16 protein-coding genes are annotated in these 20,172 nt (G+C 62.3%); 5 read left to right on the top strand and 11 right to left on the bottom strand.

The features are described 5' to 3' along the window. Nucleotides 1-271: 271 nt before the first annotated feature. Genes AWB68_RS12880 through imuA form a run of 3 tightly spaced genes read right to left on the bottom strand, consistent with a single transcriptional unit; the run spans nucleotide 272 to nucleotide 5,549 of the window. Nucleotides 272-3,421, bottom strand: coding sequence for an error-prone DNA polymerase (locus tag AWB68_RS12880; protein ID WP_087644730.1), 3,150 nt, complete (start codon nucleotides 3,419-3,421; stop codon nucleotides 272-274). A gap of 15 nt (nucleotides 3,422-3,436) precedes the next feature. After that, nucleotides 3,437-4,912 (bottom strand): Y-family DNA polymerase, encoded by a 1,476-nt coding sequence (locus AWB68_RS12875; protein WP_200828684.1) that lies wholly within the window; start codon nucleotides 4,910-4,912, stop codon nucleotides 3,437-3,439. Continuing rightward, nucleotides 4,842-5,549, bottom strand: coding sequence for a translesion DNA synthesis-associated protein ImuA (gene imuA / locus AWB68_RS12870; RefSeq protein ID WP_087644729.1), 708 nt, complete (start codon nucleotides 5,547-5,549; stop codon nucleotides 4,842-4,844). Before imuA ends, AWB68_RS12875 begins: the two co-directional genes overlap by 71 nt. 100 nt (nucleotides 5,550-5,649) lie before the next feature. Here imuA and AWB68_RS12865 point away from each other — a divergent pair, with 100 nt between their 5' ends. Genes AWB68_RS12865 through AWB68_RS12860 form a run of 3 tightly spaced genes read left to right on the top strand, consistent with a single transcriptional unit; the run spans nucleotide 5,650 to nucleotide 7,125 of the window. Beyond that, nucleotides 5,650-5,928, top strand: coding sequence for a hypothetical protein (locus AWB68_RS12865; protein ID WP_087644728.1), 279 nt, complete (start codon nucleotides 5,650-5,652; stop codon nucleotides 5,926-5,928). A 21-nt stretch (nucleotides 5,929-5,949) separates the two neighbouring features. Continuing rightward, nucleotides 5,950-6,117 carry a hypothetical protein gene (locus AWB68_RS48185; protein ID WP_160110007.1) on the top strand — a complete coding sequence of 56 codons (168 nt, stop codon included), beginning with the start codon at nucleotides 5,950-5,952 and terminating at the stop codon, nucleotides 6,115-6,117. 48 nt (nucleotides 6,118-6,165) lie between these two features. After that, nucleotides 6,166-7,125, top strand: a complete 960-nt coding sequence (locus tag AWB68_RS12860; protein ID WP_087644727.1) for an SOS response-associated peptidase family protein — start codon at nucleotides 6,166-6,168, stop codon at nucleotides 7,123-7,125. Here AWB68_RS12860 and AWB68_RS50785 read toward each other — a convergent pair. The 4 genes from AWB68_RS50785 to AWB68_RS12840 form a co-directional block, all read right to left on the bottom strand. Beyond that, on the bottom strand, nucleotides 7,107-7,229 hold the full coding sequence (locus AWB68_RS50785) for a hypothetical protein (protein WP_268810924.1): 123 nt from the start codon (nucleotides 7,227-7,229) through the stop codon (nucleotides 7,107-7,109). The genes AWB68_RS12860 and AWB68_RS50785 overlap by 19 nt on opposite strands. A 78-nt stretch (nucleotides 7,230-7,307) precedes the next feature. After that, nucleotides 7,308-8,018, bottom strand: coding sequence for a glutathione S-transferase family protein (locus tag AWB68_RS12855; protein ID WP_087644726.1), 711 nt, complete (start codon nucleotides 8,016-8,018; stop codon nucleotides 7,308-7,310). Between the two features lie 375 nt (nucleotides 8,019-8,393). Next, nucleotides 8,394-10,280 carry an O-linked N-acetylglucosamine transferase, SPINDLY family protein gene (locus AWB68_RS12850; RefSeq protein ID WP_235028306.1) on the bottom strand — a complete coding sequence of 629 codons (1,887 nt, stop codon included), beginning with the start codon at nucleotides 10,278-10,280 and terminating at the stop codon, nucleotides 8,394-8,396. 501 nt (nucleotides 10,281-10,781) lie between these two features. Next, nucleotides 10,782-11,909, bottom strand: a complete 1,128-nt coding sequence (locus tag AWB68_RS12840) for an MBL fold metallo-hydrolase (protein WP_087644724.1) — start codon at nucleotides 11,907-11,909, stop codon at nucleotides 10,782-10,784. Between the two features lie 83 nt (nucleotides 11,910-11,992). On the opposite strand from AWB68_RS12840, the gene AWB68_RS12835 reads away from it, so the two are divergent. After that, nucleotides 11,993-12,607 (top strand): TetR/AcrR family transcriptional regulator, encoded by a 615-nt coding sequence (locus tag AWB68_RS12835; protein WP_087644723.1) that lies wholly within the window; start codon nucleotides 11,993-11,995, stop codon nucleotides 12,605-12,607. A 146-nt stretch (nucleotides 12,608-12,753) separates the two neighbouring features. Here AWB68_RS12835 and AWB68_RS12830 read toward each other — a convergent pair whose 3' ends face one another. Together AWB68_RS12830 and AWB68_RS12825 are read right to left on the bottom strand one after the other, a co-directional pair. Further along, the gene (locus tag AWB68_RS12830; RefSeq protein WP_087644722.1) at nucleotides 12,754-14,070 is read right to left on the bottom strand and encodes a purine-cytosine permease family protein; all 1,317 of its coding nucleotides are present in this window, start codon (nucleotides 14,068-14,070) and stop codon (nucleotides 12,754-12,756) included. Nucleotides 14,071-14,090: 20 nt separating this feature from the next. Further along, entirely contained in the window at nucleotides 14,091-15,551 is a 1,461-nt protein-coding gene (locus AWB68_RS12825; protein WP_235028305.1) for an amidase, read from the bottom strand. A gap of 182 nt (nucleotides 15,552-15,733) precedes the next feature. Between AWB68_RS12825 and AWB68_RS12820 the strand changes: the two genes are divergently transcribed. Next, complete coding sequence (locus AWB68_RS12820; protein WP_235028304.1) at nucleotides 15,734-16,459, top strand: response regulator; 726 nt, start codon at nucleotides 15,734-15,736, stop codon at nucleotides 16,457-16,459. Here the strand turns inward: AWB68_RS12820 and AWB68_RS12815 are convergent. Both AWB68_RS12815 and AWB68_RS12810 read right to left on the bottom strand, forming a co-directional pair. After that, nucleotides 16,408-18,714 (bottom strand): ATP-binding protein, encoded by a 2,307-nt coding sequence (locus tag AWB68_RS12815; protein ID WP_235028303.1) that lies wholly within the window; start codon nucleotides 18,712-18,714, stop codon nucleotides 16,408-16,410. The two genes, AWB68_RS12820 and AWB68_RS12815, sit on opposite strands and share 52 nt — an antisense overlap. Nucleotides 18,715-18,839: 125 nt before the next feature. After that, nucleotides 18,840-20,129 (bottom strand): purine-cytosine permease family protein, encoded by a 1,290-nt coding sequence (locus AWB68_RS12810; RefSeq protein WP_087644719.1) that lies wholly within the window; start codon nucleotides 20,127-20,129, stop codon nucleotides 18,840-18,842. Between the last annotated feature and the right edge of the window lie 43 nt (nucleotides 20,130-20,172).

Genomic DNA, 20,172 nt, shown 5'->3' with positions numbered 1-20,172 from the left:
TCTATTGGGCTGCCAGCATGATGCCGAAGCACTCCGCGTGCTTCTTTCGGATGGAATCCACCGCGTGTCGGCAGGCGTTAGCCAAATGGATGTCGCGCGAGGCGGCCGATGACCCCCGCTTTCTGCTGGACTATAAGACGCTCGCCTCCACGCTCGGCTTGCCGCCGCTAACTGCGGGCGGTGCATCATCAATCGCGATGGCTTGATGGCTGACTGGCTTATGTTGGCGGCCGGTCCGCACAGACCCGACCGCGCTTTGTCCGCGATCGCTTCAGCAGAAATTCCGGCTGATCGTCGTTAAGCCACCCAGCAGGTGCGACAGATCCACGAGACGTTGTGCAACGAGGTGTCGCACTTCGCCTTCGCATTGCCAGGTGCCGTAGACCGCGAGCAACGAGGCGCCGAGCGCTTCTTTGCGCTGCTTTTCGAGCAGGGACGGCCAGACGATCACGTTCACATTGCCGGTCTCGTCCTCAAGCGTCATGAATATCACCCCCTTGGCGGTGCCGGGTCGCTGTCTGACCGTCACGAGACCGCAGCCGCGGGCGAGCCGGCCGTTGCGATAGGTTCGCAGCGTCGACGCCGGTAACAGCCGCTGCTCAAGCAGGATCGGGCGAAGGAGTTCCAGCGGATGACGACCGAGCGTGAGTCCCGTCGACTTATAGTCGCCGACGATACCTTCTGCCTCAGACGGGGCGCCGAGCATCGGGGTCTCGTCATCGAGGCAAGCGTCGGCCAGGATGTCCTTGTCGGGGACCGCGGCGACGGACTGCCACAACGCCTCGCGACGGTTTCCGGCAAGCGTCGCCAGCGCATTGGCGCTGGCAAGCACCTGCAGATCATGACGGTCGAGTTGCGCGCGCCGCGCCAGATCGCTGACGCTCGAAAACGGCCTGACTGCACGAGCGGTCTCGATACGCTCGGCCGCACCGTCACGCATTCCTTTGAGCAACGACAACCCGAGCCGAACGACGGGATCCGCGTGTCCTTGATGACGTTCGAGAACGGAATCCCAACCGCTCACCGTGACGTCGACCGGCGCCACCCGCACGCCGTGCCGCTTCGCGTCCTGGACGAGTTGCGACGGCGAATAAAACCCCATCGGCTGCGAATTGAGCATCGCGGCGAGAAAGGCCGCCGGCTCGTGACACTTCAGCCAACTACTCGCATAGACGAGCAGCGCAAAGCTGGCCGCATGGCTTTCCGGAAAGCCATATTCACCAAAACCCTTGATCTGCTCGAAGATGGCTTCCGCGAATTCCTGCGCATAGCCGCGCTCGCGCATGCCGTTCACGATGCGGTCGTAGTACTTTTGCAGGCCGCCTTTGCGCTTCCAGGCGGCCATGGCACGCCTGAGCTGGTCCGCTTCACCCGGAGTGAAACCCGCCGCGAGGATCGCGACCTGCATCACCTGCTCCTGGAAAATCGGGACACCCAGCGTGCGTCCGAGCGCGACTTTGAGCGCGTCGCTCGGGTAGGTGACAGGCTCGAACCCCTGGCGACGGCGAAGATACGGATGAACCGCGCCACCCTGAATCGGCCCGGGTCGCACGATCGCGACTTCGATCACCAGATCGTAGAAGGTCCTCGGCTGAAGGCGCGGCAACATCGACATCTGCGCGCGGGATTCGATCTGGAAAACGCCGACCGTATCCGCCTGCGAAATCATTTCGTAGGTGGCCGGATCCTCGGCGGGAATGTCCTGCATCTCGAAGCGCTCACCGCGCTGCTCGGAAACGATGTCGAGCGTGCGGCGGATCGCCGACAGCATGCCGAGCGCGAGCACGTCGATTTTAAGCAAGCCGAGCGCTTCGAGGTCGTCCTTGTCCCACTGGATGGCGCTGCGCTCGGCCATCGCGGCGTTTTCGACGGGAACGAGCCGGGTCAGCTTGCCCCGGCTGATCACGAATCCGCCGGAATGCTGAGACAGGTGCCGGGGGAAATTCAGGATCTGGCCGGCAAGCGAGGCCCACGCGGCGATGACGGGATTGTCCGGGTCGAGTCCGGACTCGGCGAAACGTCGAAGCAGGTCGCGCGAATCGTCGAACCACTGGTGGCTCTTCGCGACCCGATCGACAATTTGCGGGTCGATGCCGAGCGCCTTGCCGGTTTCCCGAAGCGCGCCCCGGGGACGATAGGTCGAGACTGCCGCGGCAATCGCCGCGCGGTCGCGCCCGTACTTTTGATAAATGTACTGGATGACCTCTTCGCGCCGCTGGTGCTCGAAATCAACGTCGATATCAGGCGGCTCGCCGCGTTCCTTGCTGATGAAACGCTCGAACAGCATATTGCTGCGAGAGGGGTCGACTTCAGTGACGCCCAGGCAATAGCACACCGCGGAGTTGGCAGCGGAGCCGCGTCCCTGACACAGAATGTGCTGGCTGCGGGCGAAGCGCACGATGTCATAGACCGTCAGAAAATACGCTTCGTATTTGAGTTCACGGATCAACTGCAGTTCGTGCTCGATTTGTTCCTGCGCCGCGAGCGGGATGCCGTTCGGATATCGCCGATGTGCGCCGATATACGTTTCCTGCCGCAGATAGGCCTCGTGTGTAAAGCCTGGCGGAACGAGTTCGTCGGGGTATTCATATCTGAGCTCGTCCAGCGAGAAATTGCAGCGCTCCAGAACGCTCAGGGTTTCCGTCAGCGCGTGCTCGGGATAGAGGTTGGCCAGGCGCAGCCGCGAGCGCAGATGTTGTTCGGCATTGGGCGCCAGATCGTAACCGCATTGCGCGACCGGTTTGCCGATGCGAATGGCCGTCATCGTGTCTTGCAGCGGTTTTCGCGAGCGTACATGCATGACGACGTTGCCGGTGGCCACCACCGGCACCAGGTAGCGCGAGGCAAGGTATTCGACCGTGCCCCGATGGATGTCGTCCATCGCGCGCTGGTGTAACGTCAATCCAACCCACGCGCGAGCCGGGAACGTCGCATTCATCCATTCGAGTTGCGCCGCCAGCGCTTCTTCCTTCGCAGGAAAGTCGGGAATGAGAATGGCCAGACAATCGGGCACGCCGCGCAAGTGCGCATGCTCCTTCTCGGGGCGTGCGATGTCCTGCGGCGTCAGCAGATAACTGCCCTTGGGCGCGCGCATGCGGCCGAGCGTAATGAGTTCCGACAGGTTGCCGTAGCCTTCGCGGTTCTGAGCCAGCAGGATCAGTCCAAAGGCGGGACGCTTGTCGGCGTGAACGAGCTTGAAATACGATCCGATGACGAGTGGCAGCTTCTGTTCCTTCGCTTGCACGTGAGCGCGGACCACGCCCGCGAGCGAACACTCATCCGTGATGGCGAGACCCGAGTAGCCAAGTTCAGACGCGCGGATGACGAGTTCTTCCCCACGCGACGCCCCATGCAGGAAGGTGAAGTTGGAGAAGGCGAAGAGCTCCGCATACGCGGGCAAGAGGGAAAACGGCGAATCCACGGCAATTGCTCATCGTTATCCGAAGAGGCCGTGGAGGAACCAGCGCACTTCGTCCGAGGTTGCGCTCGGCCGCTCCCGGTAAATCCAGTAGCAACTTTTGTCGGCGGCCTCTGCGACAAAATAGTCGCGCGCGGTCAAGCCGCCGTCGAACCAGCCGGCCTCGATGCGCTCGCCGGTCGACACGAGTTTCAATGACGAGCCGTAGAACGGCCGATGGTTTTTGACCATGAGACGAACGGGCGTCTCGAGGAGCCACGTCGGACGGGGGAGTTCGGAAGGGGCCGCGTCCGGCTTCGCATCGTCCTGAACCGAGACCCAGCGATTCGCGTATTCCGGCCGGTGATCGGAAGTCGGCGCGGGACGCAACACGTTTTCAGGTCCCAGACGCGCGACGAGCAATTCTAGTAGCCGATTATGGTCTTCGGCCGAGCCGCCCGGGTCCGGAAAGAGGGTGTCGGTCGGGGGTTCGGCAGCCTGGACTTTGGTCGCGCTCAGACGCACCGCGATGACGGCCGCCTGAAGTTCGACGCGCCCCAAGCGCTCTTTCAAGAGTCGCACGAGATGCTCCTCGTGCCAGGTGGGCTCGGCGAGCGCCAGGTCGATGGTGGTCGGCTCGATCGCCTCACGTCCGCGTTCGTGTTCGAGTGTCACGCTCGCGTGCGTGAGCGCGAGTTGCTGCGCACTCAGCCAGCCGCAAAGCTGGACCACGAGACGACGAGCCGAGAAAAGAATCGCTTCGGCATGTTCGACCCGGTCCGGCAGTTCGACCCGGGCGCTGAATGTGGGCGGCACATCGAGCCACTCGTACAACTCCGGCGATAGCCCGTAGGCTCGATCCAGCGAATCCAGCAAGTCCACTGAGCACCTCTTCTTCAAACCCGCCCGCGGCAGTCGACGGATATCTTCAAGCACCCGGCACCCGAGCCCGGCGAACCAGTCGGCGAATGGGCGGACTTCCGGTACGGCAAGGTACGAAAGCGCGTCGAGCGCGCGCTCAAGCGAGCGCATCTTGAGCACGCGGCGCCGGCCGTCTTTGATCAGCACCTTGGCCAGCATCCACGCGCCTTGACCGGTCGGGGCGACGCTCATGCGCACGGTCACGCCCACCGCGTCGACGACCTGCCGCATCTGATGGCAGATGCGCAGGATCCCGCCAAAGAGACGCAGGCTCGCCGATACATCGATCACGACGGTCTCTTCTTCACAGACGGCGACCATCGGCGAAAAACGCATCAGTGCCAGCGCGACCTCGCGCAACACGTCCTGCTCACGAGCGGGTTCCCGGTCGTAGACCAGCGCGTTCGGCGCCAACGTGAGCACGCCTGCGCGCTTCATGCCGATTACTACGCCAGCTTCCCGGGCCACCGCGTCGGCGATGGCGACCTTGTCCTGGTCCAGTACGACGCAGCCGTTCTCCGTCCTAGGCGACCACCTCGGACGGAAGACCTCCAGCGAAAGCCGGGGTAGGTGAATGGCGACGAATACGGCCATGGGGACTCAGCAAAATCGGGGAAGGTTGCAGGGCGACGGAGAGCGTCTCGTTTCGTATCGGTCCTCGCCGTTTGATGACGTCGACGACAATGCCGCCATCGGCTGAGCGCACGCCGAGCCGCAGCGTCGCGGGCGAGGCATCGGTGGCGCTCGCGAGCGGACGGACGAGCAGGAAGAGTGTCTCGGTCGCCTGCGCGGCCAGGTGCAGTCGTCGCAGCGCCTCGGCACGGACGTGCTGCTGCCAGAAGACGAGCGCGCCGCAACTTCGCGCTCGGAGCACCTGCTCGGCGCACCAGAGCGCGTCGGCCGTGCGGGGTGCGCGCAGTTGCATCAGCTTCTCAAGCGGCAGTCCGAGATAGGAAAACGCGAGTGAATTGGGCACATGCGGCGCCTGCAGCAACGCGATCGGCCGGTGGCTCACCTCGGCCAACGCCGGGCGCAACAGGCGGAATTCTCCGACGCCCGGCTGTTGCACCAGCAGTTCGACGAGCGCGCCGAGCGGCCAGCCGCCGCCGGGCAGTTCCGCCGACAGCGCGGCGTAGCCGGTATCGATCGTCTTTCCGTACGCACGGGCGAGCTGAGACCCGCGCCACAGCGCGGGGTGTATCGACTCGACGTGTTTGGGGAGAGCGGGCATGGCACAAAGCACTGTATGGATGTACAGTATCTTATCTCGAAAATACGCAGCAGTGAATTGCCCCTTTTTTGCCCCTTTTAAGTCGCCAACGGAGAGTCGAATGGATATGCTCGTACGGAAGCATCCGATGCCGGAAATCGCGGCATTTATCGCTGATCTGCGGGACGCCTTTGGCGAAGCGGTCGACGAAGCCATTGCGCGCGGGAAAGCCGGCCAGCCGGGGTTTTATGCCGTGGAGAATGGCAGAGCAGTCGGAACGAAGCCGGTGGACGACTTCAACCGTTGGGTGGCCGATGACAGCGTAGTCGACCGGCACTATTGCAAGGGATGCGACGGTCAGTGTGTCGGGACGGAGGCGCGTTGTAGCCAGCGGCGTTGAATCCTGTTCTTCTGCCCGCAGATGACAGCGATGACATCGTCATTAGCAGGAGAAAGCCTGTCGAAACATGATCTCGACGAACTGCCGGGCGCTCGCGCAGAATTGCTGTGCTTCCTCGTGGCGCTGGCAGCGGCACAAATCGTTGGCGAACGCATTGTTGAGGGCGATCTCGCCCACCCGGAGTTGTAGGGCAGAAGCCTACGGCAGTCGAAATCGAGACCAACCGAGGAGCGATGCATGTGTTATTCGGCTCAAATTGAGGCGGACTACCGCAAATACGTCAAGATGTTTGGCGCTCAGATGGATATGCGGGAATTCGCTCGCCTGTACTGGGAGCGCGCCGAGGGCAGCAAGGCGAAAATTCCGAAGGCCATGGACGATGCCTTTGCCGAGCCGCGCTCCGACGAAGAACGCCAAATCAAGGCGTGGATCGACCGCTATAACGCAGAGCAGGCGACCCAGCTCGAGCAGGACCTGTTCAAACAGCGAAGCCGCCTCGCCGATGCCGAGCGCTCGCTGCAGACCAAGGTCACCAAGGCAGCAACCGAGAGCCGACGCATCGCGTCCGACAAGATCGACTGGACTCTTGGCCGGCTCGACGACTTGCGTCGCACCATGCCCGAAGCGCGTGACTCGCGGATTTTTCCCGGGCACTACGCGCCCGTGCTGGTGGTGGAGAACGGTCAACGCGTGATCAAGCCGATGCGCTACCAGTGCCGGATTGCCGGCAAACCGGCGTCCTATGACGCGAAGTATCCGGGCACCTACAACGCTCGACGCGACAATCTCGAAGGGTTCTGGAAGCCGCTCTTTGGTTACTCGCATGGGCTGATGCTCGTGAGCGCGTTCTACGAGAACGTCAGCCGAGCCCGGATGGAAGGCCGCGAGTTGGCAGAAGGGGAGAAGGACGAAAACGTCATTCTCGAATTCAAGCCCAACACGCAAGGCGACATGCTGGTTGCGTGCCTGTGGTCCCGCTGGTCGGTTCAGGGGCAGCCCGACCTGCTGTCGTTCGCCGCCATCACGGAGGAGCCACCTGCCGAAGTGGCCGCAGCAGGTCACGACCGTTGCATCGTGCCGATCAAACCCGAGCACATCGACGCGTGGTTGAACCCGAATGCTGCCGATCTGCGCGCGCAACACGCGATTCTCGACGATCGCGACCGGCCTTATTATGATCACAGGCTGGCGGCGTAGTTGATTAACGTCAGGACCGACGAGTTCTGGCACAGCAAAGACAAACCTTGAATCGCTCGCTGTTGCGAGGCGGCGAGTTTTTTTTGTGCGAGCCATGCGGACATGGGCAGGCTCGCACAAACCTCAAGAGATTCCGACTTTCAGACTCAGCACGGGTTCCACCGCGCCCACGGCTCGAAACCTCAAGCGGATACCCTCTCAGACCCGCCGATCCGCTGATGAATGGCCTCGCAATGGCGCACGAGCGCCGGGCGTGAGAGCACGTACTGCTTTAACGGCGTGTCGATCTCGTAGAAGTAAATATTGGCGACGAAGCCATAGATCGCGGCATCAACGGCGGCAGGAGCGGGGCCAAAAACATAACCGGTGTCGCCGAGCAGGTCCGCCACGACGCGCAGATCGTCGATACCCCTCGCATAGATCTGTTCCGGCTCATAGCGGCCGATGCCCTGATAGTGATACCGCAACCGGTTGTATTCGCGCGCGGCTTCAAGATCGCTTGCGCATACGTCGGAGTGCGCAGCGAGAACGGCGTCGCGAAAGGACGGCCAGAAGCGCTCGTCGCGCCAGCGTGAAAAGCTCATCGTCCAGTACAGGTCGTCGAGCGTTCGCCGGACCATGAAGTCGAGATTCAATTGTCCCGGCGAAAGCGCGCGGTCGATGCGCAGATCGTACCGACGCGTCAAATGCGCGATGATGCTGTCGCTGTCGCCGATCGTATCGTCGCCATCGACGAGGTACGGCAACTGCCCACGCGGCGCGAGGCTCGTGTCGAGGACGTGACGATGCTCGAAGTCGAGCCCCGACAACCGCATGAACGCGAACACCTTCAAACCGAACGGATTGTTATCGGCGACGCCGAAGAGGTCCGGATAGGAATAAAGCTTCAGCATGAAGCACTCCTTTTGCGACACGGGAACAAGCACAAACGCTGAAGCAGAAAATATCCGAAATTGGTTGAGGACGCTATGCGCTGTCTGCCTACCGGAGACAGAGTCTGACGCGCGATGCCGGGCAAGCCTCGGTCGGCCGCACTTCTTTCCCAACCTCAGCGCGGTAAATTGTCAGCGATGTGGCCGACTGCTTCCCGACACGGCCGGCCATAGCCATCGACCCAATCCGGCCGCTTGACGCACGGAGCAGACGCCAAAAATGCCTCTTGCCGTTCCCGCGTAGAACCCAAAGCCAGTGCGCTTCAAGGGCTGCCGTCAAGATTCGGACGCCAGCCAGCCCGCGTGGTTGCAACACGGCTGGCTGCGGCGACAGGGCTATCGACCTGACGCTGCGTCCTGCGCCCGTCTTCCGCACATCGCGGCGAATGCGTCTTCCAGATTGCGCGCGAATTGGCGCGCATCGCACAGCGGTGAAGCGAGCAGACGGTCACGCAGCCCGCCGCGAAGCGCCACGAGGCGCGCCGTATCGGTGGCGAGCGCCACCGCTTGGGCCACGTAGGATGCGTCGTCATCCGCGACCCACTCGAGAAGATCGAGCGGCCCCAGAATGCTTTCGCCAATACGCGACAGGAAGCGATCCCCGCGACGACACACGACGGGTACGCCCATCCACACGCTCTCCGCCGTCGTGGTGCCGCCCGGATACGGGAACGGGCTCAGCATGACATCCACCCGCCGGTACGTGGCGAGATAGGCCGCGCGCGCGGATCGGCCTTCGAGTATCAAGCGGTCCAGCCCGATGCCATGCGCGCGAAAGCGCTCGGCGATGCGCGCGCGGACAGACTCGACGTCCAACTGGGCGGATTTCAACAGCAGGCGCGCCGACGGAAGCGCGCGCAGCACCTCCGACCACACCGCGACGACATGATCAGTGATCTTGGTCAATTTGCCGAAGTAGCCGAAGGTGACGGGCTGTCCGTCGGCTGACGGAGGCGCGCCCGGCGCGACGTCGTCCGCCGGCGGCGTGAAGCACAGGTAACTGTCCGGCAAGCGCCATGCGCCTTCGACAAAGTGCGCCGCCTCTTCCTCGGACAAGACGATATCGTCGCCGAGCACATAGTCGATCGCCCGCACGCCGGTGCTCGCGAAATAGCCGGGCCAGCTGACCTGCACGGGCGCCGGCTTCCACGCGAAGAGCGGCAAGCGGTTGTATCGCGTGTGCCCCGACGCATCGACCAGCACATCGATGCGGTCGTTCCGGATCCGGCTCGCTGCGTCGCGATCCGCGACGCCCGCGATCGAATGCCACGCGTGGAACAGGGGCTTGATTCGCTGCGTCAGCTCGTCTTCGAGCATGTTGCGCGTGACATAGGCGATTAGCTCGATACGCTGCGGATCGGCGTGCCTGACCACGTTTTCGAGAAAGTAACCGACCGGGTGCATCTTGAGATCGCCGGACACGATGCCGATCCGTAACGGCCGCCGATGGTCGGCCGGCTCGTCGACGAGCCAGCTCGACCACGGTTTCGCAAGCCGTGTGACCAATTCGCCGTAGGCCATCGCCTCGGCGAGATACGCTTGCGGCGACGTCGAATCCGCATAGTTGAGCGCGAACAGCAGATTGCTCCGCGGCTCGGGGAGATCAGGCGCCAGGGCGATCGCGTTCCGATAGGCCTCGATCGCCGCATCGATCTCGTCGAGTTCCAGGAGCACATTGGCGAGATTGTTGTATGCCTGCGCGTGATCGGGCTGCTTGTCGATCACCGTGCAGAAGACGTCGAGTGCCTCGTGGAACTCCTTGAGCGAGCGCAGTGCATTGCCCAGATTGTTGTACGCATCCACGTAATCGGGCTGCAACACGACAGCCTGGCGAAAGCACTCCGCAGCCGCCGCGTGACGGTTGTGCGCCGTCATCACATTGCCGAGATTGAAGTAGTAGAGCGCCTGCGGGCTGCGCTCGAGCGCGGCCATGATGAAATCGACGGCGTTGTCGAAATTTCCGGAGTGATGCGCAACGAGTCCGAGCAAGTGCAACGCGTCGGCGTGGCCGGGAGTGACAGCGAGGATTTGCTTGTACATCAATTCGGCTTCGGTCAAACGCCCGGCAACGTGGTGCGAAAGCGCGATGCGAATCGTATCGTCACACCCATGCGCATGCGCGACCAACGCGACCGCGTGAGACTGCGGCGACCCAGGCTGATGCGGCATGTCGATGTCAGCGGCCCGAGGCCGCGCGGAGTATTCGGGATGGGAGCCAATCATGAGGCACTCCGCTCTGCTGATGGAATGAATGGGTTGCGCGAGTGCGCGGCGGTCGCGCACCTGCCTGTTATCGTGGCAAGGAAAATGGATACGCCGAATGCGGGGGGGCGGCACGTGCCACGTCCACTGCCAGACGGCATTGTCGAACGGCCGCGGCAGATTTGATCGGCGGATCAGGCACTGGAAATCCGGTCAATTCGATGCTCTCAGGGCGCTGGAGAACGTCATGGAGCGAATCGAGTCGATGGGCCCCCACCAGGTCCATGAATACGAGATCGGCGGCGTTGTGGATGCCGCGCCAAGCACAAAGAGAACGTGAGGCGCACTCATAAAGCAGGTCGCTCGGAAGTTCCCAATCGATATCAGTGAAACGCGCTGGGCCGTGAGCGACCCCCCGGATCGACTGACGAAGCGGTCGCTTCGGAGAGAAGTTCGTTGGGCGAGACACCGATGAGCGGCAAGGCCTCCTGGTTTGCCGCCTAGGTCAGCGCCAATCGTTTTCTACGAATTCGCTTGCCGAGCCTGACGGCAGGAGAGCCAGCGCCGCAGCGTCCCAGGCACTTGCGCGACCTCGGCCGCCTCGCGCCACCACCGCTCACCGTGGTGCGGTGCGCCCAGATCCAGCCGCTCTCCCATGCGCGGCGTCGCGAGCGGAATACCGCGCTCGGTGGTGAGTCCCGTCACGCGCTCGAACGGCTCCTGCCAGCGATGCATTGCGAGGTCGAACGTGCCATTGTGAACCGGCGCCAGCCAGCGACCGCGAAGATCGACGTGCGCCTGTACGGTCTCGTCGGGCTGCATGTGTACGTATGGCCATTGGGCGTCGTACGCGCCCGTTTCGAGCAGCGTCACGTCGAATGGACCGAACCGCTCGCCGATGGTCCTGAAACCGTCGAAGTAGCCTGTGTCGCCGCTGAAGAACACACGCAGGTCGCCATCGACGATGACCCATGAGGCCCACAAGGTGCTGTTGCCGTCGAAAAGACTGCGGCCGGAGAAATGCTGGGCTGGTGTCGCCGTGAACGCCACACCGTCGATCTCGATACCCTGCCACCAGTCGAACTGACGTACCTTCGACGAATCGACACCCCACTCGATCAACCGGTCCCCGACGCCCAGCGGCGTCAGAAACACGCTCGTGGTACGGGCGAGTGCGAGCACTGTCTCGCGGTCCAGATGGTCGTAGTGGTCGTGCGACAGAATCACGCCGCGCAGCGGCGGCAAGTCGGCGAGCGCAATGGGTGGGGCATGAAAACGCTTTGGTCCCAACCGCCGGAAGGGCGATGCGCGTTCGGCGAAGACCGGGTCGGTTAGCCAGAACTGACCGCGCAGCTTGAGCAACATGGTCGAATGCCCGAGGCGATACAGGCTGCGATCAGGCGCCGCGTCAAGCTGTGCACGCGTGAGCGCATCGACGGGCAGGGCGCTTGCCGGCGCGGTGCCGTCCGGTTTGTTGAGCAGCACATTCCACACGATGCTCAAGGTTTTGCGGACTCCTTCGACGGGACGCGGCTTGACGTTACGAAAGCGCTCACCGTCGTGCTGAGCCGACGAGTCGAACGATTCACGCCCGCGTCGCGCTGCTGTCAAGCCCAAAACGCGTCGGATAGAACCGGTGAACGATGTCATGTGAGGCGTCCCGATACAGAAAGTAGACTGCCTAGTGTAATTTATTTTTGAGAAAAGTAAACCGTCCGGTGTAAAATTAAGCGATGGATGCCAGTGATACCCGCCAACGCCTGACCGATCGCAAGCGCGCCGCCGTGATCGGTGCAGCCATCGAAGAATTTCTTGCCGCCGGCTTCGACGCAACCAGCATGGACCGCATCGCGGCCCGGGCGAGCGTCTCAAAGCGTACGGTCTACAACCATTTTCCAAGCAAGGAAGTGCTGTTCGCAGCAATCCTGCGGCAGTTGTGGGACTCGAGTGACACGGGAGAGACGCCCGCCTATTCCGCCAGTCAGCCGTTGCGCGAGCAGTTACTTCAGCTTCTGTCGAAAAAGCTGAGTCTTTTGAATGACGAGGCTTTCCTGTCGCTTGCGCGCGTTGCGATCGCGGCAGGGATTCATTCGCCGGAGCGCGCGCGCGACATGGTGGCCCGTATGGGCGAGCGCGAGGAAGACCTGACGGTGTGGATACGTGCAGCTGCTGCCGATGGCCGCCTCAAGACATCGGACCCGGCGTTCGCTTCACAGCAGATGCAGGGCCTCGTAAAAGCGTTCGCTTTCTGGCCGCAGGTGACGATGGGCCAGCCACCTCTCAGCAAAGATGAACAAAGGCGCGTGGCGGAATCCGCCGCCGATATGTTCCTTGCACGCTATGCATGATGGGTGCGTGACGAGTAACGCCCGTGGTTCTCGAGGCGGCTTTAAGATTGCGCTTCGGCGGCTGTGCATGAAGATCCGGAATCGGCCACGAGGGGGCATTCGCCCAACGCGTCGAAAGTCCAGCAGTCGATGAACGCTCCTGCAAGCTATGTAGCGGTTGCGTCCCGGCTCTCGCGTCGTCCCACGATGTGCTTCTCGCACCGCGACAACACGAAGTAGAACGCTCCGCCCGTCACCATTCCAGCGACCGCCTCGGAGAACGACGGCGCCAGGTAGTGGACAAGGCTCGCGACAACTGCGGCAACGAACCAGGCCAGAAAAGCGCTGCCACGGAAGTCCGGTACCGCCTGCGTATCCGAGTAATGCCGGATCAAGAACTGATCGACGATGATGATCGCTCCGATCGGCGGCACGAAGATGCCGAGCAGATTCAGCCAGTCGAGGAACAGGCTCCACACGCCTGCCACGGCCAACACCCCGCCGAACAGTCCCAGCAGAATCGTCATTGATCGCATCTTCTTTCGGGAAATGCGTCCCCAGCCTACGGCCCCGTTGTACAGGCAATGCGTGCACACCGATCCAAGATTGACGAAGACAAACACGAGCGCGATCACGGAGAGCACTCCGCCATGTCCGGTCAGGACAGGCATGAAGTCGCCGCCGCTCGAAGCGGGAGCGATGGCGGCGCCGGCACACACGATCAGAATGCCGAAGAGCTGAGCCGTGACGTTCGCAACAGGAAACGCAGTGAGAATCGCCCAGACCGCACTTTTTCCGTCCTTCGACCAGCGTGTGAAGTCGGCCGTCATCGTGCCCGAGTCGGCGAAGGTCGCCACGACCAGCGTCACCGCACTTCCGACCGACATCAGGCTATTCGCTCCCAGACCGTTGTAGTGGAATGCCGCGGATAGCGAATGCTCGGAGCCGATCAGGAAGAGCGCCACGATCCCCAGGATCACATAGAGCGGTGCGGCGATCATGCCGACAATCGACAGGGCGCGGATCCCGATGAAGGTCACACCGGTATAGAGCAAGGTCGCGGCGATGATCGTCGCGGTTTCGTTCCAGCCATAGGATGCGTGGACCGTCGTTCCGGTGAGGCCAGTCTGGAAGGCGTACCAGCCCACGACGACACTCGCCAGGAAGCCGGACGTGATCGCGTAGCCTTTCTTGCCGAAGGTGCGCTCGGCCTGGAGGGCAAAGTTGCGGCCGGTGCTCCCGGCAATGTAGCTCAATGCGCCGACATACGCGAGGAGGATGGCGTTGCCGATCATGATCGCGAGGAGCGCCCGCGAGAAGCCGAGGTTGAAGGCGATGACTCCGCCAAACACCGCATTCGTGATGATCATCGGAAAGCCGAACCATACGGCGGCCACCGACGACAGCGAGTGACGATGCGACAGAGGGACGGGCAGGTGCTCGAACTCTTCGTTGAGCAAGTGTTGTTCGGTTGACGTGGTCATGATGGTCCCCTTCTCTGGATTCATTGCGAGAGACCCGCGTGCTTGAGCAGCGGGGGCCACTTGTTCCGCCACGGACGGGCAAGCTCGAAGGCGGCCGAGGCGCGCAACACCAACGGATCGTCGAGATGACGTCCGACGATCTGCAGGCCGATCGGCAATCCATCCTTCGTGAAGCCCGCCGGAACCGATGCCGCGGGCTGGCCGGTCAGGTTGATTGGATAGGTGAACGAGAGCCACTGGGTCGGAGCGACCATGCGTCCGTCGGTTTTTTCGGGGCCCTGGCAATGGATGGGAAAGGGCGGGACGGTCAGGGTTGGCGTGAGAAGAAGATCGTAGTTGTTCATGAACCGCCACATCTTGTTGACGATGGCCTTGCGCGTCAGCATGGCGTTCGTGAAGTCCTCGGCGGTCCACGGGTGATTGAGAAACGCTACGAGATGCGGCGACATTTCATGGCCGTGATCCGCAACCATCGCGCGCATGCCCTTGAGGTCGGTGTCCATTGCGACAATGGCCCAGAACGCATCGAAGGGATCGCTCCATCCGGGATGCGCGACCTCCACGACACACCCGAGATCGCGCTCAAAAACCTTCACCGCCTCATCGACGACCGAGCGGACCCGGGGGTCGACGGCGGCATAACCCCAATCGGGACTGTAGGCGACCCGCAGTCCCTTGAGACTGCCGGCCGCCGACTTCATCCAGTCGAAGTCGGCGGACGGCAGGGAATGACGGTCGCGATGATCGGGGCCGGCTATCACCGACAACATGAGGGCACTGTCGGCAACCGTTCGACTCATTGGGCCGATGTGCTCGAGACTCTCCCAGCTCGAAACGCCGGGATAGCGCTCATCCCGGCATCCGGGATAAAGCGGGACGCGCCCCATCGACGGCTTGATTCCGTAGATGCCGCAATGCGCAGCGGGAATCCGGATCGACCCGCCGCCGTCGCTTCCGATGGCGAAGGGCACCTCGCCGGACGCCACAGCCGCACCTGATCCGGCGCTGGAGCCACCCGGCGTCAGTTCGAGGTTCCAGGGGTTGCGGGTGGTTTCGAAAATCGGATTGTGTCCGACTCCGCTGTAGCCGAACTCGGGCACATTGGTCTTGCCGACGATGATGGCGTCGGCCTTCTTCAAGCGCTCCACGACGACATCGTCTTCATCGGGAACGAAGTCCTTGTAGGCGGCCGATCCGGACGTCGTCCTGATTCCGGCCGTGGAGACGAGATCCTTGATGCCGACGGGGACGCCCGCCACCGCGCCGACCTTCTCTCCGCGCAAGATTCGCGCTTCGAGCGCGCGGGCTTGTTCGAGTGCTGCATCGGCTGTCACCGTGCAGAATGCGTGGATCGAAGGCTCCATCAATTCCATCCGCACCAGATGCGCCTCGACCACCTCCACCGGCGATATCTCCTTGGTGCGGATGGCCGCCGCGAGGGCGATTGCATCCATCGTGCAGAGCTGCTGTGAGTTTGCCACGTTCGTCTCCTTGTCCAGTCCGAGTGAGGACGACTATCCCCATATCTTGTGAACGAGTCCGCCCCATTGATTGAACGGCGCATGTCATTTTGTTAAAATTTGTGAATGCGAAGCCGCGTGTAGCAGAGGAGCGCCGGGCAGGTTGTGTGATTGCCGCGAAACCGAGTGGACAAGGTGCCAACGTGCAGCAAAACAAGGCTGGTCAGCGGTTGGGCGTGGTAGACGACGACCCGTCCATCCGGGAAACGCTCGAAGGGTTTTTGGAGGCCGAGGGCTACGAGGTGTTCTGCGCGGCCGATGCCGACGGGCTCGACCGGATCATGCGCGTCAATCCGATCGAACTCGTGTTGCTGGATATCCGGCTGCCGGGACGGGATGGGCTTTCCCTGACACGCGATCTACGCGCGAAATCGGAGATCGGCATCATCCTGATCACGGGAAGAAACGATAAAGTCGATCGTATTCTCGGCCTGGAGTACGGCGCAGACGACTACATCGCGAAGCCGATCGACGAGCGCGAGTTACTACCGCGAGTTCGCAACCTGCTGCGCCGAGTGGGGCACAGTCATTCGGTGACCGTGACCGAGACGATCTCGTTCGGACGGTTTGTGCTGGACACCGGACGCCGAAGTCTCACGGACGAAGCCGGCAAGATCGTTTCCCTCACGACCGCCGAGTTCGACCTGCTCTACACGTTGGCGAGGAACGCCGGCCGGGTCATGTCCCGGGAGCGGTTGATCGGGGCGACGAGTCGGCGGCGGTTTGACACGATGGACAGGACAATCGATACGCTCGTGCGCCGTCTGCGGCGCAAGATCGAGTCCGATCCGGACAATCCGCTCCTGATTACGACCGTTCACGGCACCGGGTATTTGTTTTCGGGTCCGGCCATCAGCGATGGAAAGTAAGTGTGAACGCAACGTTCTGCGTCCCGATATATCGTAATCGTATTCAGCGCGACCTCCGAAACACTGAACACGTTTCCGGTTCGGGCCAGCCGCTCCAGTTCCGCCGCGGTGTCGGCGAGCTGCGCAAAGCCCACGTTGGACGCGGCACCGGACAGCCGGTGCGCGTTTTCCGCGACGTCCTCCAGATTCGCGCGCGCGCAACCGTTCGCGATCGCCTCGACCGATTCGTTGGCCACCTGCATGAACGATCGGACGATGCGAGAAGTGCGGTCCTGTCCCAACGACTCGCGAAGCCGGCCGATGCGCTCGGGTTCAGCAGTGAGAATCGGAGTGGATGCGGACGGCGTTGTCTGCGTCTGTTTCAACGCGATACGCAGCTTTTCCACCTCCACCGGCTTCTCGATGATCCCGTCGATGCCGCGTAGCCGATACAGCGGTCTATCAGTCGGCAGAGGATTCGCGGTGAGTCCGATGATTGGCCCCGTATGCCGGTTGGGCTCTCGACTCGCGCGGATTGCCGCCGTGGCGGTGAGGCCATCCATGCCGGGCATGCGGATATCCATGAGAATGAGGTCGAAGGTCCTGGTCTTGAGAACCTCGAGCGCTTCCTGACCGGACGAGGCGGCAGTCGCTTCGCAACCCTCGGCGCGGATCAACTCGGTCACGATATCGCGATTGAGCGCGACATCGTCGACGACGAGCACGCGCGACATCGAGAGTCCGGCAGGGCAGATCTCTTCGATCTCCGCCAGTTCGAACGGCAACCTGACGAGAAAAGTTGAACCGCGCCCGACCTCGCTTCGCACGGAGATCGTGCCGCCCATGGTCTCAGCGAGTCCTTTGCTGATGGCGAGACCGAGGCCGGTTCCTTCGAAGCGCCTTTCATGTCCGGTCTCGGCTTGCGAGAAGGGCTGAAATAGCCGGGGAAGCACGTCGGGGGCTATCCCGATTCCTGTATCCGTGACCTCGATGGCGATTTCAATCGATCGCTCGTGGCGGGCTGCAATGTCAGTCGTCACCTCGATCTGGCCGACTTGCGTGAACTTGATGCTGTTGCCAACCAGGTTGACGATGATCTGCTGCACGCGTGCCGCGTCTCCGAGCACGGCGGCCGGAAGCGGAGTGACGGTGCTGACTCGAACCCTCAAACCCTTTTCGGCGGCCGCGGCGCTCGCCAGACTGGCGGCGCCGGTAATCACTTCCTGCGGATCGAACGGGCGACGGTCCAGACGGATTTGCCGAACTTCGAGCAGAGCGAGGTCGACAACGTCATTGATGATAACTGCCAGAGTCTTGCCGGCCTGGATCAACCTGCGCACGATCGACGCGGCCGCATCGGGAAGTTCGTACCGCACGAGCAACTGTGCCAAGCCGAGCACGCCGTTGACCGGCGTCCTGAGCTCATGGCTGATCATCGCGAGCGACTCCGATTTCATCCGCTCCAGCGCCTCGGCTGCGTTCTTCGCCTTGATCAGTGCGGTTTCGGCTTCGTGTCTCACGGTGATGTCGGCGATACTCGCAATGATCATCCTCCTGGAGCGCACCAGCAGCGACTGCCGCGAGACGAGTAAATGACGGACGGTGCCGGAATGATGCTCGATCTCGAACTCGCCGCTTTGGATCTGCCCGGTCGCGTCCTGCCCTCCGACCAACCAGGAGAACAGGTGCTCATGACGCCGGAGGCTCTCCTGAAGCCCTTCGAGCGATCGCGAGCGATCATCGGCCAGGAGGTCGAGTGCGGTTCGATTGGCGAACTCCAGGCGTCCATCCGCGTCGATCAGAGCGAGAGGAATCGGCGACGCGTCGAGGAGACGATGAACCGAGTAGTCGCTCAACCGGCTTTCCCGCACGAGCAGAAGCAGGCATCCCAGGAAAAACACGGCGGCAATATCCAGAGCGATACGGCTCAACATCCCGGCCGTCAGCGCCGACAGCGGAGCGGAGGAAAGGATGACGACTTTCCCGTCGTGCATGGCGGCGAAGAGCTTTCCGTTCCGGATGACAAACTTTCCCTTCGTGTCCTCCCCCAGCGTCGCCGGCAGGTTTCGACACACAGCGTCGTTGGCACAAGCCGACGCAAGGGGCATCGCAATCGTCGTCTGACCCGGCCACTCGGCAATGCCCGGGAATTTGGCAAACGAATGACCGGCACCGCTGTCGAGAATCGTGGGCGTGCTTGCTACATCGGGACGCGCTTCAACAAGAGCGAACTGAATTGCGAGCTGTGCTTCATGGAGTGCGAGGCTCGCGAGCACGTCCTTTCTCGCCTGGAAGAGCAGGAACGCAAGCGACGAGATGAGGATGATCGCGACCATTGCCGTCCTCGACTCGACAGGAAGACGAACAGTGACAGGTCTTGTCTTTGGGTCGCGCATGGGCGTCAGTCGAGCGCTTCGGCTCCGTCGGTGGCGGCAGGGTCCGCTCCTGGACGGCTCGGTGCTAGCCTTGCCAGGACGAGATACAGGCCGCCGGCCAGAGGGGCGCCGATCAAAGGTGTGATCGCGCCGGGAGCAGCTTCACGAGCAAGAAACGCCACGGCGATACCCGCTGCCATCGCAACCAGGCCGGCGACGTTGACGGGAGCCGCCGTGAAGCGCGAGAAGCCAATGCGCACTCGCAGCACATAGTAGTCGGCGACAATCACACCGCCGATGGGCGGGACGATCGCCGAAAGGAACAGGGCCCAGCCAAATACGTCGCCGACCGCGTTTGCCACCGCCAGAAGCAGCCCCAATAGTGCGGCAGCGGCCGAAGCAATGATCCAGGACAGCCTTGGAAACGCGCTCTTGAGCGTAACGCTCGCGTTGCTTATGCAGGCATCGCAGGTTGTCCAGTTGGAGATAACGACGAGCGCCAATAGCACGAATGAGAGCGCATCATTGCCCGTGAAGAGATCGGCTACCCTGATGCCGGCCGCCGCGATCAGCACGCCCAGAATCAGGAACGGCAGATTGGACAGGAGAAAGGCGAACGCGGTGGCGAGAACCGCCTCGTTGCCGGTACGGCAATAGCGAACGATGTCACCGGTCATGGTGCCGCTCACGACGAAGATGCCAAACGCGATGCAGACGCCAGTTCCGAAAGGCAGCGTTCCGCCGATCGGACCGTCCAGCAACACGGTCCATGTCGGCATCAGGTAGTGAGCGATGACGGTTCCACCAAACAGGATCATCGCGGGAAATGCGATGGCCGTCATGTTGAAACCTTGACTCAGCCGGGCAATGACGGGCGCTGCGAATACAACACCGATAACGCACATGACGATTGCCGGGTCACCGGCAAAATGCAGAGCCTGGAGCAGGATCCTCGCAGTGAGGACGACGTGAAAGGCGAACCAGCCCGTTACCAGCGATCCCAGGATGATTCCGGGAACAAGGGCTCCCCATCGACCGAATACCGCTGCCAGCGTCAGCTGAGAGCTCAATCCCCACCGGCCGGCGGCGAAGCCTATTGCCGCTGAATAGACGAAAAGGATCCAGTTGCCAAGAATCGCAGCGGCCAGCGCGTCGAGCGTTCCCAGTTTCGATTGCAGGAGACTTCCGATAACGACGGAAGCGAAGGCAGAAGTGAATCCCAGCCAGGCAAACGCGGGAAAGACGAGGCCCCGTCGTTGCGAAAGCGGTAGGGGCTGGACGCCTGCGCTGTCCTTCAGGTTACGTCGGAAGTTCATGGTAGCGCGACCCGGACGTTTTGGATCCAATGATAGTCTGGTC

The organism is Caballeronia choica (assembly GCF_001544535.1).
In the GTDB taxonomy this organism is placed as follows: domain Bacteria; phylum Pseudomonadota; class Gammaproteobacteria; order Burkholderiales; family Burkholderiaceae; genus Caballeronia; species Caballeronia choica.
This window is presented reverse-complemented; position numbering and strand designations above follow the sequence as displayed.